Here is a 14,183-nt window from a genome sequence, read left to right on the forward strand (position 1 = left end):
CCAGGTGTCAGCGAATTTTGACAAACCCAGCTTGGCTAATCAGTTCCTGCCCCTGCTCAGTCAGCAGTAAGTTGGCGTAAGCGACACCTGCTTCCTGCTCAATCTGATTATTCTGTTTGACCACCACAAACAGATTGCGGGTAATCGGGTATTTTCCTGATTGGAAAGCATCAATGTTTAATTTGTTCCGTTTACCAGGACATTCCGACGGGAGGACAGAAGGTTCTTGGTATGGAGCAATATATTGCCCTTGCGTCCGCCCCAACGGTAAGGGTTTGATTGAACATTGAGGAATCACCTCTGGGGCAGAAGCGTAGTAGATACCACCAGAACTACCAGCCAATTTTTGCAAGGCTTGGGTGGTTGTGGAGATAAATTCCACATTGGGGCTGAAAGCCTGACCACCCAAGATGTCTTGGACAAAAAGTTCTACAGTACCGCCATCAGCAATGCGGCGAGAATAGGGCTTAATCGGGATATTGGGGCCACCCACCTGGCTCCAATTATTGATTTTGCCTGTGTAAATTGACTTTAATTGGTCTACAGTCAGTCCTGAGATTTTGAGGTTGGGGTTAACTGCGACTGCTAAACCATCAATAGCTACAGGAATTTGTTTTAAAGTGAATCCACGCTGCTGGGCGCGGCTTAATTCTTGATCGAGAACTGGTCGAGAAGACTGGGCAAAGGCTAGCTGACCGTCTATCAGTGACTGGATGCCAGTACCAGAACCAGGAGATGTATTACTGGGTTCTACATAACGCAGCCGAAACTCTGGTCGCGCCGCTTGAATTGCTGGATCAACTACCAAGCGAATCGGTGCCCAAGATGTACTGCCTCCATAATTGAATAATCCTGTAGGAACATCTTGGATTGAGGTGAAAGTCTTGCCACTAGGTTGTTCTGGTATAGCTTGTGGTGTTTTGGTGCTACCAGAATTAATTGCATTTAGGTCAACACCAGACTTTCTACTAAACCACCAAAAACCGCCAGCTATTAACCCGGCTGTGATTAGGATGGATAAAACAAGAATAGTTGTTTCATTTTTTTGAGACATAGTAAATTACCCGCACGTCCATTCAATATAAGTGCTTACCTTAATAGGTGGTTGCTACTTGCGATTGTATTGGTAGGACGGGTGTTTTGTTAGTGAATTACGACAAATCCTAACTTCTGAATCACTTACGGTTCTAGATATAGTAAATTTCCTTTGAATTATTTGTTACTTCTCCACAAGGTATAAATTGTTAGTTAGCACTAATATTTTTCCCTATAAAGCTCAATTTCTCATCTTGAGAGCTTTTTTAGGTTAACTATTGGTTAATTTTTAATTTTTTATTGCTGATTAACGTACTGGCTCAAAGTCATAACCAGTGCGAGAGCGAGAACCAGGAACGATTTTTACAAGTTGGACTGGCGCATTGCGATCGCCTGATGCTAAAAACCGAATTGTACCAGAAGCGCCGGTGGCAGAAAAATCAGAGGTAAAGAGTGCTTGTTGAACTCCAGAACGTGTCGGATTGCGTTTTAATGCCGTAATCAAAGCCACTGTAGCATCATAACTGAGAGCGCTTCGCCAACTCACATCACCACCCCATAGCTGGCGAGATTTCTGGGGGAAATCTGATTTAGGATCGCCATCAATATGCCAGGGAACTGCCACTACCATCCCCACAGCTTGTTCTCTGCCAATCTCTAAAGTTTTGGCGGTATAAACATCATCTCCCGCTAACAGAGTTAACTTTTTTTGATTAATCTGAATTACTTGCAGCGCTTTATCGAGAGTTTCAGTGTTAGCAGCTAACATCAAGACTTCTGCACCTTGCTTAGTTGCTTCTTCTATACTTTTAGCCGCACTAAAATCTGCTTTGGATAAGTCAAATTCGCTGGATACTTGTCCACCTTCTAAAGAAACAGATGAAACAAACTCAGACTTTAAGGAGTGGCTATAGTTGCTTTGTGAATTAAAGAAAACCACTGCATTTTTTTTCTGTAAAGTTCTCACCATATAGTTGGCTAAACTTCTTGCAGCCATAAAATCACTGGGAACCGTGCGAAAAACGTAGCGGCTAAAGTTAGAAATTTTGACAGATGTACTGGTAGGGGAAATTGCTACAAGTTGTCCAGAAGTATAAATAGTACCTGCGGCTAAGGTAGAATCGCTAGTAATGGGCCCAACTACACCTAATACTTCTGAATTGCTGACTAGGCTAGAAGCGATTTGCTTTGCTATTTCTGGATTGTCGTCGTCGTTAGCTATACCTATCCTTAACAGTACTCCTTTGACTCCCCCAGAGGTATTAATTTCATTTTGGGCTTGAGCGATGCCACGTAAAATTTCTAAAGAAGCATTAGGATCAGTGCCTATTGGTACAGAAGCCACAATAGTGTAACTCTTGGAAGAACCGATGCGGGCGTTATTAAGAAAGATTAGTGCTTCTGGATCGTTACGGTTGAGTTTTAGGGAATCTGTGAAATTAGCGATCGCTCTATCATAACTTTTAGCTGCGATCGCCTGTACTCCTTCTTTTTTTGCAGCAGAAACTGCACCTGGAGTCAAAGTTTTGTCTCCAAAACTAATCCGATCTTGTAGGGATGGATTGTTAGCTGGTTCTGAACCTGGAATGATGGTATTACCTATTTTGGCTCCAGAGCCATTAGTAAACCACCACACACCACCGCCAACTATTCCAACTGTCAGCAACAGAGCCAAGGATAAAACTACGGTTTCATTCTTTTGTGACATGAACAAATTTTCATAAAATAGAAATGTTTATTATTTGGCTAAATCTAACTGTTTTGTTCATTTAATTCTGACAAATCCAGCCTTTTCGATCAGGTCTTGACTCTGAGGTGTCAGCAGCCAATTTGCATAAGCTTCGCCTGCTTGCTGATCTGCTTGACCATTCTGTTTAACAATTACAAATAAATTGCGGGTAATTGCATAATCTCCACTACGAAACGCCTGACTATTCAATTGATTACGTTTGCTGGGACATTGAGATGGAGGTACAAACGGTTCTTGGTAAGGAGGCACGAATTGACTGCTTGTGCGTCCCAGTGGTATGGATTTAATAATACATTGAGGTACAACCTCTGGGGCAGAAGCATAGTAAATTCCTCCAGGATTTGCAGCTACTTTTCGTACTGCTTCAGTGGTCGTGTCAACATAACTAACATTGGCACCAAAATTTTCTTTATTTAGAACATTTTCGATAAAGAATTCTGCTGTACCCCCAGCTTCTTTACTACGAGAGTAAACTCTAATGGGTAAATTTGGCCCACCTACCTGTTGCCAATTAGTAATTTTGCCTGTGTAGATGTCTTTGAGTTGGGCGACAGTTAAACCAGGGATGTTGAGATCGTGGTTAACTGCGATCGCAATTCCATCAATCGCCACTGGAATTTCTTTCAAACTGAAGCCTTTCTGTTGAGCTTCGGCATTTTCTTCAGCTTTTACTGAGCGAGAAGATTGAGAAAAAGCTAGTTGATTGTCTATCAACATCCGAATACCAGTTCCAGATCCTGCTTTACCTGATGGAGGTTGAGTGTAACGTAAAAGAAACCGAGGACACTGGCTTTCTAGTACGGAGTCTACATCTTTACGAATGGGTGCCCAAGTTGTGCTACCACCATAGTTGAATGTTCCTTCTAAGAGGTTGGGCACATTACATTTACTACTGATAAACTGGTTTATTGGATTATCTGTGTTGTTAGTCCCCGAAGATTTAGCAACAGTTCCATTTAGTTGCGCCCACCGTTCCATAAGAAACCATAAGCCACTAAAGATTAAGCCAATGGTGATGACAACAGCTAAAAAAAGACTAAGTGTTTCGTTTTTCTGAGACATTATGTGGCTATTAGCACCAGAAGTTTTTTAAAGGATGAGAGATAATAATTTATAAATAAGCCGAAATATGGCTGTCAGTGAAATGGCTATCAATGCTGCTGCAACTGATAAAATGACAACTGCCTGAATGCCAAGACCCCCTTGTAAAAAGGGAATAAAAAAAATAATTGCAAAAGTAATTGTTGGAATAATTAATAAATCAAACTTTTCAATCCACCGCCTGGTTTGGGCAAATACCAGTATCCCCAAAATTACACATCCAACGCTTAAAGTAACTATTGGTGATTGTACTAGACTGAAGAGGGCGATCGCTATCAATGCCCCCTCAAATCCACTAAATGCGGCCCCACCCAATAATTCCACTATAGAAAACGCTGGTTGAGTTGGTGGAGGCTGGGAGACAACAGGATTAGAACTTTTAGGTGATTGTGGCGGAAGTGTTACAGAGGGCGAGTTAAGCTGTGTAACAGCTAGAGGCTGCGAGTAAAGTGCATCTAGAACTTCCTGTGCCGATTGAAAGCGCTGATTAGCAGCAGGTAACAGCATCTTATCTAAAATATCAGCAAGGCGAGAATTAACATTTACTTGCTCCCGCCATTTCCACTGGTTGCTATAGGCATCAAATAGTTGAATTGCTTCCTGATTTGTTAATAAAGTAATAAGAGTTACAGCTAAAGCGTATAAGTCTGTAGATGGGAATACTTGCCCCCCAGCCATCTGTTCAGGTGGTGCAAATCCCATAGAATAAATTCCTGTGGAAGAAGCGGCTCCTAGTGCAACATTTGTTACTTGCTTAACTGCGCCAAAATCTAAGAGGAAAAGTTTCCCATCACGACGACGCATGATGTTAGAAGGTTTAATATCTCTGTGGATAATGCCTCGCTCGTGGACAAACTTTAGCACCTTCAGGATTTCTTGCAGCACCTCTAAGACTTGGTGTTCAGAAAATTTGCCCTGTTGAACTAATTCTTCTTCTAAATTTTGCCCATCAATATATTCTTGTACTAAGTAAAAAAATTGGTCTTCCTGTCCTGATTGCGAACTATTAACTATCACTGGGAAGAAGGCAAACAAGTCAGGAATTTGTTCGTGATCGTTACCAAGTTGTGCTAAAACGTCTGCCTCTCTCTCAAACATGATCTGTGCTTGTTGCAGTTGAGTTGAGGTTAAATTACCCACTGGCTGAAACTGCTTAACCACGCATTGACGCATTCCTGGGATGCGGCGATCACGTGCCAAAAATGCTGCTCCAAATCCACCCCTTCCCAGCAACTTCGTAGGTACATATCGACCATCTAACAGCAGTGGCATACCACACGTAGTACAGTATTTTTGCTGCGTTGTTTTCAGGGTTGTAATATCATCTAAATCAGCAAAATAGTTTTGTGGGCGTGGGCAACGTGGACGAGTACAGTAAACTTCCATTTTCGTGATTAGTCATTAGTCACTTGTAGTGAGCGTAGCGTCTCGTAGAGAAATTGATCATTTACAAAAAACAAAGGACTAATAAACTGACCAATTTTAGATTTTAGATTTTAGATTTTGGAGTTAAGGAAAAATTTCCCATCCAAAATCTAAAATATTGGCTTTATACCCTTGAATTAATTCGTGGAGATGAATCAAATAATGTCATAATCTCAAGCTCCACTTTTCCTATGGGATCAATCCAAAATCTTAAATTTAAAATCCAAAATTGTGTTACTAGATTTTAGTCTTCGCCAGACGAGGCGGGTATTGCTATATCCAATGTAGTTACCACGATATTCTTTTGTGTCAATTTTAACACATCTTGACTCCATCCAGGGTTAGCAAACTGGGGCAAAATTTCTTGACTAAAGGCTTCTGCGGCCTTGGATCTATAGCGATTAGGATTAAAAATCAACCATAGCGTCCGTTTGACGACTACTCCTTCAATAGGGGTACGGTGCAGAACACCCATTTGTAACTCTTTAGCGATCGCACTTGTTGAAACAAAAGCAGCCCCTAAACCAGATTGCACGGCATTTTTAATTGCTTCAATGGAATTTAGTTCCATTTCAACCTTAAAACGTCTGGTATCAATTTCACAGCGTCCTAGCACTTGGTCAATCACTTTGCGGATGGTCGATTGGGAATCTAGGGCAATGAATTGTAATTTATATAGGTCTTCTTTTTGGATTGTTTCAAGTTTAGCAAAGGGGTGAAAGACAGGTAAAATCAGCGCTAGTTCATCTTCTGCGTAAGAAAGAACTTCCAAAGATTCTGATAGTTCACCAGGAATTTCACCACCGATTATTGCCAGATCAACTTGTCCGTTAGCGACACTCCAAGCAGTCCGCCGGGTAGAGTGGACGTGTAATTGCACTGCCACATCTGGATATTTTTGTCGGAACATTCCGATCATTCTAGGCAAAAGATAAGTGCCGGTGGTTTGAGAAGCACCGACAATTAACGTACCGCCTTGGAGATTTTGTAAATCCTCAATGGCGCGGCAGGTTTCTTGACACAGACTAAGGATTTTTTCACCGTAATTTAGGAGTAAATGTCCTGCTTCAGTTAATTGGGCACGTCGTCCTCCACGATCGAATAAAGGGACATCTAGCTGCCGTTCAAGATTTTGGACTTGTAAGCTGACGGCAGGCTGGGAGACATAAAGACTATCGGCGGCACGTTTGAAGCTTCCTTCTTGTGCGATCGCTTTTAAAATCCGTAACTGATCTAAAGTGAAAGGAAGGTCAGACATAAGGCTCAACCCACAAACATTGAAAGGAGCGGATGCACACAACAAATAAACTTTGGCAGCAATTAGCCGCGTCTGATTTGTTGCATATTAAACTTGAATACTTGACTCGAAAAGGACAGTAGCACAACATCTTGACTAAAGTCTCCTTTGGAATACTTTGTGGTATTGGTTGTACTGAATTCAATTTTCTTTAAATTACTTCACCCGTCTATATGCTGCTGATTTCTTGGTTGACACCCAGTCATTTTGTCATACTGGGGTTACAAATAGTTTTTGCGATCGCTCACAGTGGAGGCGCTGCTTTGCGTCCAAGGGCCGAAAAATATATTGGCCCAAGGCTTTATCGCATTTTTTTTGCATTAGTCAGCCTACCGTTGGCTGTGATATTAATTATTTACTTTTTTGGGCACCGCTATGATGGTTTGCAACTTTGGCAGGTACAAGGAGTGCCAGGAGTACGAGAATTTGTTTGGCTGCTGTCAGCAATCTCGTTTTTGTTTTTATATCCTGCTACCTTCAATCTACTAGAAATTGCTGCTATTCAAAAGCCCCAAGTTCATCTCTACGAAACAGGAATTATTCGGATTACCCGTCATCCCCAAATGGTGGGACAAATAATCTGGTGTGTTGCCCATACACTCTGGCTGGGTACTACCTTTACCCTTGTGACTTCCATTGGATTGGTGTTGCATCACTTGTTTGGGGTTTGGCATGGGGATCGCCGTCTAAGCGATCGCTATGGGGAAGCCTTTGAAATTGCCAAACAACGGACTTCAATTATTCCCTTTAAGGCAATTATTGACGGCCGTCAATCTATCTTATGGCAGGAATTTCTCCGCCCTTCCTATTTGGGAGTTGCCATTTTTATCGCTTTGCTTTGGTGGTCGCACCCTCTGTTGATGGAAGCAACTGGTAGAATAAAATGGGAAATTTAAGCGATCCCCAGTGTCAGCAGAAAATCCCAAATAGATTGGAATTTCCGCTTATCAATTGCCCCGAATCAATGTAGGATAAATTCAAACATCTATCAGTGGGGGTGCGTTTAGTCAGCTTAAGATTTTATATTGGTAGTTGAAGACCCGTTGTCTTTGCTTGGGAGTCAGTAGCAGATTCAGTCAAATCCCAGGTGGACAAAGCAATCAGTAGTCTAAAATCCGAAAAAGCCACGGTGAGAGTTGCAGTGGCTTTTTACGTCAGAGACACATCAACACACTGAATTTTTGCCCAATTATTCTGTGTCCTGAGATTTGGTTCCTGAAAGCATCTATCGGCAGTTACTGACTTACCAATCCTTCACTTTAGTACTGATAGGTAGTTTGATATAAAAACCTTATAATTCAAGAGGCGTCATGGTGTTGTCGGTTAGTGAACGGACATTTACTCAAGAAGTTTTAGAATCACCTATTCCTGTTTTAGTTAACTTTGAAGCACCTTGGTGTGGCTTGTGTCGGATTATCCACCCACTGTTGTTGCAATTTCAAATCCAATGTGGGGACGAAATTAAATTAGTTGGGGTTAACGCCGATCAAAATTTTAAATTGTCTACTACTTATAAGCTAAAGTCACTGCCAACTTTACTACTGATTGAAAATGGCACTGTTCGCCATCGCTTGGAAGGCTTTCGCGGCAGAGAAGATTTACGTCTAGCTTTAGAAGAAATTAAAGCCAGCTACAGCAATTACCCCAAAACCCACAAAAATTCAAAAACAGTGGACTTAGAATGTCGATCTGCCTGATGGATATTGGATATTGGGTATAGGGCAAAACAGTTCCGAGTTCCGAGTTCCCAGTGCTGAGTAAAGAAGTGAGATTCCCTACTGGGCACTCAGCACTCTTGAGGGACATGGGCCATTGGACAAATGACCAATGACAAATGACCAAATCTAAAACCATGCTTAATACCCCACCCAATCAGTCTTGGGTGGGTTATTTTATCCTAAAGGGTGTGTGTCACAATTATTAACAGTTTCGACACGCTAAATCAAGAATTCTAAAAGTAGGCGTCAGTGATGGAAGTAATCTATCAGTATGCCTGGCTGATTCCGGTGTTCCCTCTTCTTGGGGCAATGCTGGTCGGTCTAGGGTTAATCTCGTTGAATCAGGTGACAAACCGCCTCCGGCAGCTGAACGCCGTGGTGATTATCTCCATGATGGGCGCAGCTATGCTGCTGTCGGTTGCCTTGCTATGGAGTCAAATTCAAGGACACGCGCCTTATTTACGCACCTTTGAGTGGGCGGCAGCAGGTAATTTTCACCTGAGCATGGGCTACACTATTGACCACCTGACAGCCCTAATGCTGGTGATTGTCACAACGGTAGCCTGTTTAGTCATGATTTACACCGATGGCTACATGGCTCACGATCCCGGCTACGTGAGGTTTTACGCCTATCTCAGTTTGTTTGGCTCCTCAATGTTAGGTCTGGTGGTCAGCCCCAACCTAGTACAGATTTACATATTCTGGGAACTTGTGGGGATGTGTTCCTACTTGCTGGTCGGCTTTTGGTACGATCGCAAGTCAGCAGCCGATGCGGCGCAAAAAGCCTTTGTTACCAACCGCGTCGGCGACTTTGGTTTGTTACTCGGCATTTTGGGGCTATTTTGGGCAACGGGAAGCTTTGATTTTAATATCATGGGCGATCGCCTCGCCCAACTTGTCGAATCAGGTTCTATCAGCAATTTTCTCGCTGTCCTGTTTGCGATTTTAGTTTTCTTAGGGCCAGTTGCAAAATCAGCCCAATTCCCCCTCCACGTCTGGCTACCAGATGCGATGGAAGGCCCCACCCCCATTTCTGCCTTGATTCACGCGGCAACAATGGTGGCGGCTGGTGTTTTCCTAATTGCCCGGATGTACCCAGTATTTGAAGACGTTCCAGCCGCAATGAATGTCATTGCCTTTACTGGGGCGTTTACGGCGTTTTTGGGGGCAACTATTGCCATTACCCAAAACGACATCAAAAAGGGCTTGGCTTATTCCACCATTTCCCAACTTGGTTACATGGTGATGGCAATGGGAATAGGTTCCTACAGCGCTGGACTATTCCACCTGATGACCCACGCCTATTTCAAGGCGATGCTGTTCTTGGGTTCAGGTTCCGTAATTCACGGTATGGAAGGTGTTGTTGGACACGACCCCGCTTTAGCGCAAGATATGCGCTTGATGGGTGGACTGCGAAAGTATATGCCTGTCACAGCAACTACCTTTTTGATTGGTTGCTTGGCAATTTCTGGTATTCCGCCCTTTGCTGGTTTCTGGTCAAAAGATGAAATTTTAGGGAAGGCTTTTGAGGCTAATCCACTCCTCTGGTTTATCGGCTGGCTAACTGCCGGGATTACGGCTTTCTATATGTTTAGAATGTATTTCTCGACATTTGAAGGCAAATTCCGGGGTACTGACGAGAAAATCAAGGAAAAACTCAAGAAAGCTGCGGCGACAATTGTCCTGGAATTAGAGTCAGAAGAACTAGCGCCGAATTTTGGGCCTGGGGCGATGAAGAAAGGAGAATTGGCGGCAACCAGTCAGCATCATGACTCCCATGACTCCCACGGGCATCACAGCGACTCCCCCCACGAATCGCCGTGGACAATGACGCTGCCGTTGGCACTGTTGGCTGTGCCTTCGATTTTGATTGGTTTGGTGGGAACTCCCTACGCCAATTATTTTGAAGAGTTTATCTTTCCTCCTAGTGAAACCCTCTCTGAAGTTATAGAAAAGGCTTCCGAGTTCAATCCGACGGAATTCTACATCATGGCGGGTGCTTCAGTCGGAATTTCTTTGATTGCGATTACCCTGGCTTCGCTGATGTATTTGCGCCGTAAAATTGACCCGGCTGCGATCGCTGCTAAAATCCAACCACTTTACGAGTTATCGCTCAACAAGTGGTACTTTGATGACATTTACCATCGGGTTTTTGTCCTCGGCTTGCGTCGCCTAGCTAGACAAGTTATGGAAGTTGACTTCCGCGTTGTAGATGGTGCTGTTAACCTCACAGGCTTTTTCACCCTTGTTAGCGGTGAAGGTCTGAAGTACCTAGAAAACGGTCGCGCTCAATTCTATGCCTTGATTGTGTTTGGGGCGGTTTTGGGCTTAGTGATTGTTTTTGGTGTTACCTAATTTTAATCGGGGTGGGCAAATGTCCGCCCCTAAGTTTTTTAAGAGTCTAATTATAGACTCCTTTTTTTTGGTTGATAATCAGCAATTTAAATATTAAAATCTTTTTTGACATCATCTGGTGGTTCAAGAATAATCTCAAAAGTTCCATTAGGAATAGTTCGCCGCAAAATTGATGTTTTTGAAAATGAGCCTGCAAGTTATCTATAACCCCTATGGATCTCCCCACAAAAATCATTCCAGTAGAACTTTCAGACGGTACAGTTATCAAAGTAGAAGCAACATCTATTGGTGAACAACGAGTCGCTTTTCAGGCTAGACCATTTCGAGAAGTCACCAATACTATCAAGTCTATAGCCAACGAACTGGCTATAACTCTCAAGGAAATTAATCAAACAGTACAACCAGATAAAGTAAGTGTGACAGTGGGTTTGGAAGTGGCAGTTGAGTCAGGTCAATTGACAACTTTAATCGTCAAAGGAGCAGGTAAAGCCAATCTGGAAATCACGATGGAATGGAGTAAGTAGCAATGCGCTAAGGAGGTGAGGGCATGGCTAGGCAAGACCTCTACAAGTTGCTTCAAGAGTGTACTGTACGCTTGAGTAGCTCCAGTGGTGGAATTGGCACAGGTTTCTTCATAGCCCCTGGTGGGTGGATTCTAACTTGTTACCATGTCGTTGAGGGAAGTGATAATGTCGGGGTTTTCTGGTTAAGTCGAGAAGGAAAGCAAGAACTGACAGCGACAGTCCGGTTAGGTGTCCCAATACCGGTTGATATTGCTCTTTTGAAGATTGAGGGCAAAACACCTGTTCATAAATGTGTCTATCTTGATAACTCTTTTCCACAGATTGGAGACACTTTGTACACCTTTGGTTATCCGCAAGGTTATGGTACAGAAATTTACTCTGGTGGGGATTCTGCAACTACCAAGTATGAAGGAAATAGTTTTCAAGATGATGTGCTTGTTCTAAAGCTGAAAGAAGGTCACATTCAGGAAGGTTATAGTGGTTCACCGTTACTTAATGTGCGAACAGGTAAAGTTTGTGGCATTGTCAGTGTTTCTAGAGATACAAGCTCGGATTTGGGAGGTCGTGCAACACCAATTCCTCTTCTATTTCAGCCCAAAGAGCTTACAGCATCTCCACATGAACAGCAACTCATTTTGTCTAAATTAAAGCAAAATAAGAAGTTTCATCAAAAGATTTACCGAAAATGGACTCAGATCATTAGCCCTCCTTTTTGGAGCCGAAAACCTGTTATTTTATTTTCTCTATCTCTTATCTTTTTATTGACTATTAGTTTGTATATTTGGCGCTCGCACAATTCTTGGAAAATGACGGGTGCTTATAATGTCGCGGTAGCTGATTTTGCAACAATTAATCGCAATGGAAAATTACAAATATCTAACGATGGTAAGATGTTCAGTGAATGGCTGATAAAGAGTTTAGAGGATCAACAAAAGCAGCAAACTATTATTGATACGAATTTGTGGGAGATTTCAAAGCCTAATAAATACATTCATTCTGACTCTATTGAAGGATTTGAAAAAAAGCTTAAATCTTTGACGAAGGAAATTAACGCTAATTTACTTCTCTATGGATACATAACTGAAACTGATAACCAAAACAATAAATTCTTCACCCTAAATTTCTATTTCTCTCCTAATAATGAATCGAGTTCAACTGGGAGTTCTGGTTTCACTGATGTATTTGATTTGAAAGGTGAGTTAATTGGAAAGCCTACTCTAATTGATGTGAGGAATAACCTAAAGATAGGAAACGTTTTGCTTTCCAAAGTAAAACCATTATTTTGGCTAATTACTTACTTGAGCTATATTGATACTTCTCAAAATAAAATAAAAACTCAGGCTCTTTTTCAACAGGTAGCAAATACCCTGGAAAAAGAGTGGGGAGAAGGAGAAGAAGGTAAAGAAGTTTTCTATTACTGTTTAGGGCAAGTTGCTTTGTTTGCTGCAAACTCGCCTAAAACTTCTAACATAAGTCTGGATGTTACAAAGGAATATACCGATCAGGCAGAGGCTTCATTTGAGAAAGCGATTAAACTCAATAATGAATACATCAAACCACATATTGGGCAGGGAAGCGTTTATCTTACCCGTGCAGAATGGTACTACGATGAAATAAAAAAAATAGATAACATAGATAACTATCCCAAGAGTGGTGATCTAAATAGACGCTCTGAACTTCAGAAAGAAATAGATGTAGAGTTAAATAAAGCAATTGACCGCTATGAAGAAGCTGTTAAACAACTGCCACAGTCTCAGCCTGATGATTGGTCAGAGTATGCAGCACCTCTTGGGTTGGGCTACGCTTGGTATTTGAAGGGAGACACTGAGTTAGAGTTTTATCAGTACGAAAAAGCAGAAGAATGGCAAAAGAAAGCTTTTGAGATAACTCAGGAAATTATCGAACCTTTGAAGATAGCTAAAGAATATCGATTACTAGCGCAAGCGTATTCTAATTTAGGTTTAGCCTATTGGCTAGATGCAAATCTACATCTTCGTAGAGAAGATACAGAAAAATTTTTAAACATGAACCAAAAAGCTATTGAAGCTTTCCTATCGTGTAAGAATCAAGGTGAAAAAGCACCAAATGACTATATTCTTAACCAAAACATTGTTAAGTATTGTGAAGAAAATATAAATTTGCTCGCAGAGTACCAAAAAGAGGATGAAATATGAAAAAACAACATATTATTTATCGGTTTTGTTTAGCAGTATCTTTTATAAGTCTAATTATTTTACCTATGTTTAGGTTTGATCTTGCAACAGCAACTACCGATACCAATAAGAGTAAAAAGTCGATAGCCCGTTGTGGAAATCAACCAAGATTAAAAGGACCAAAACCTGGCGGTGATACAAATACTGTTAAGGGTAGTATTCTAATTCCAGAAGAATCTAATATTGCTCAAGAAGATTCTCCCGATCCTACCCCACTCATAGCCCGCTTCACGAGGGAAGTATGTTTCCAGGTGAAAGTCTGGGACCCTAGCAAAGGTACTAAAGATGGTGACGGTATTGAAAGAATTGAAATTTCTATTAGCAAGAGCAATCAAGATACTGGAGAGGCCGATATAATCTACAATCACACTGAAAAACGTTCTCCTTACTGTTTTTTTGAAGGTGGTTATCCTTGCGGCAGTATAAATAAATTCTGGCCTAGTGGTCAACCGATTGAAAATGGTCAATATATTGCTTATATAGATATTTATCGTAAAAATAATTCTCAACCTGCTCAATGGCTTTTTAGTTTTGAAATCCAGCGTCCTAGCTAAAAGTTTTGTGCTGAAAATACACAACCTTGTGAAGCGATCGCGGGCAATAGAAGCCCAACCTTTAGGAAAGATGATGAAATGCGTAATTTGTCAGCATGGAGAAACTAAACCAAATTTCTCAGAGGGTGACAAGCGACCTATAAAGTTTGCTGCATAAGGGAGAGGGCAGAAAAACCACGCTGAAAATAGAGTTGTTTATGAGGTTTGAGGG

The 14,183-nt window shown here is 41.8% G+C and carries 12 protein-coding genes; 7 read left to right on the plus strand and 5 right to left on the minus strand.

Annotation, left to right across the window (positions count from 1 at the left end; genetic code table 11):
* Positions 1–7: 7 nt before the first annotated feature.
* The 5 genes from V7K69_RS19355 to V7K69_RS19375 all read right to left on the minus strand — a co-directional run bounded on the left by V7K69_RS19355 (position 8) and on the right by V7K69_RS19375 (position 6,569).
* Positions 8–1,054, minus strand: coding sequence for a PstS family phosphate ABC transporter substrate-binding protein (locus V7K69_RS19355; RefSeq protein ID WP_335037170.1), 1,047 nt, complete (start codon positions 1,052–1,054; stop codon positions 8–10).
* Positions 1,055–1,342: 288 nt separating this feature from the next.
* Entirely contained in the window at positions 1,343–2,743 is a 1,401-nt protein-coding gene (locus V7K69_RS19360; protein ID WP_335037172.1) for an ABC transporter substrate-binding protein, read from the minus strand.
* A 57-nt stretch (positions 2,744–2,800) separates the two neighbouring features.
* Positions 2,801–3,847 carry a PstS family phosphate ABC transporter substrate-binding protein gene (locus tag V7K69_RS19365; protein WP_335037174.1) on the minus strand — a complete coding sequence of 349 codons (1,047 nt, stop codon included), beginning with the start codon at positions 3,845–3,847 and terminating at the stop codon, positions 2,801–2,803.
* 27 nt (positions 3,848–3,874) lie between these two features.
* Positions 3,875–5,272: a serine/threonine-protein kinase gene (locus V7K69_RS19370; protein ID WP_335037176.1), complete on the minus strand. Its 1,398-nt coding sequence runs from the start codon at positions 5,270–5,272 to the stop codon at positions 3,875–3,877.
* 283 nt (positions 5,273–5,555) lie between these two features.
* Entirely contained in the window at positions 5,556–6,569 is a 1,014-nt protein-coding gene (locus tag V7K69_RS19375) for a LysR family transcriptional regulator (protein WP_335037178.1), read from the minus strand.
* Positions 6,570–6,781: 212 nt separating this feature from the next.
* Between V7K69_RS19375 and V7K69_RS19380 the strand changes: the two genes are divergently transcribed.
* From V7K69_RS19380 to V7K69_RS19410, 7 genes are all read left to right on the plus strand, one after another.
* Positions 6,782–7,504: an NnrU family protein gene (locus V7K69_RS19380; protein ID WP_012412413.1), complete on the plus strand. Its 723-nt coding sequence runs from the start codon at positions 6,782–6,784 to the stop codon at positions 7,502–7,504.
* 414 nt (positions 7,505–7,918) lie between these two features.
* On the plus strand, positions 7,919–8,305 hold the full coding sequence (locus V7K69_RS19385) for a thioredoxin family protein (RefSeq protein ID WP_335037180.1): 387 nt from the start codon (positions 7,919–7,921) through the stop codon (positions 8,303–8,305).
* A 273-nt stretch (positions 8,306–8,578) separates the two neighbouring features.
* On the plus strand, positions 8,579–10,681 hold the full coding sequence (locus V7K69_RS19390) for an NAD(P)H-quinone oxidoreductase subunit 5 (protein ID WP_335037192.1): 2,103 nt from the start codon (positions 8,579–8,581) through the stop codon (positions 10,679–10,681).
* Positions 10,682–10,893: 212 nt separating this feature from the next.
* A complete protein-coding gene (locus tag V7K69_RS19395; RefSeq protein WP_335037182.1) occupies positions 10,894–11,205 on the plus strand; it encodes a CU044_2847 family protein in 312 nt (103 codons plus the stop codon).
* 23 nt (positions 11,206–11,228) lie between these two features.
* Positions 11,229–13,379, plus strand: a complete 2,151-nt coding sequence (locus V7K69_RS19400) for a tetratricopeptide repeat-containing S1 family peptidase (RefSeq protein ID WP_335037184.1) — start codon at positions 11,229–11,231, stop codon at positions 13,377–13,379.
* On the plus strand, positions 13,376–13,972 hold the full coding sequence (locus V7K69_RS19405; RefSeq protein WP_335037186.1) for a hypothetical protein: 597 nt from the start codon (positions 13,376–13,378) through the stop codon (positions 13,970–13,972). Before V7K69_RS19400 ends, V7K69_RS19405 begins: the two co-directional genes overlap by 4 nt.
* Before the next feature lie 7 nt (positions 13,973–13,979).
* Positions 13,980–14,129 (plus strand): hypothetical protein, encoded by a 150-nt coding sequence (locus V7K69_RS19410; RefSeq protein WP_335037188.1) that lies wholly within the window; start codon positions 13,980–13,982, stop codon positions 14,127–14,129.
* The last annotated feature ends 54 nt before the right edge of the window (positions 14,130–14,183 follow it).

This window comes from Nostoc sp. (genome assembly GCF_036917775.1).
Classification (GTDB): Bacteria; Cyanobacteriota; Cyanobacteriia; order Cyanobacteriales; family Nostocaceae; genus Nostoc.

Coding starts and splice junctions, on each gene's coding strand:
- V7K69_RS19365 (WP_335037174.1), bottom strand. CDS start 3,847: ATGTCTCAGAAAAACGAAACACTTAGTCTTTTTTTAGCTGTTGTCATC.
- V7K69_RS19400 (WP_335037184.1), top strand. CDS start 11,229: ATGGCTAGGCAAGACCTCTACAAGTTGCTTCAAGAGTGTACTGTACGC.
- V7K69_RS19405 (WP_335037186.1), top strand. CDS start 13,376: ATGAAAAAACAACATATTATTTATCGGTTTTGTTTAGCAGTATCTTTT.
- V7K69_RS19385 (WP_335037180.1), top strand. CDS start 7,919: ATGGTGTTGTCGGTTAGTGAACGGACATTTACTCAAGAAGTTTTAGAA.
- V7K69_RS19355 (WP_335037170.1), bottom strand. CDS start 1,054: ATGTCTCAAAAAAATGAAACAACTATTCTTGTTTTATCCATCCTAATC.
- V7K69_RS19395 (WP_335037182.1), top strand. CDS start 10,894: ATGGATCTCCCCACAAAAATCATTCCAGTAGAACTTTCAGACGGTACA.
- V7K69_RS19390 (WP_335037192.1), top strand. CDS start 8,579: ATGGAAGTAATCTATCAGTATGCCTGGCTGATTCCGGTGTTCCCTCTT.
- V7K69_RS19375 (WP_335037178.1), bottom strand. CDS start 6,569: ATGTCTGACCTTCCTTTCACTTTAGATCAGTTACGGATTTTAAAAGCG.
- V7K69_RS19380 (WP_012412413.1), top strand. CDS start 6,782: ATGCTGCTGATTTCTTGGTTGACACCCAGTCATTTTGTCATACTGGGG.
- V7K69_RS19370 (WP_335037176.1), bottom strand. CDS start 5,272: ATGGAAGTTTACTGTACTCGTCCACGTTGCCCACGCCCACAAAACTAT.
- V7K69_RS19360 (WP_335037172.1), bottom strand. CDS start 2,743: ATGTCACAAAAGAATGAAACCGTAGTTTTATCCTTGGCTCTGTTGCTG.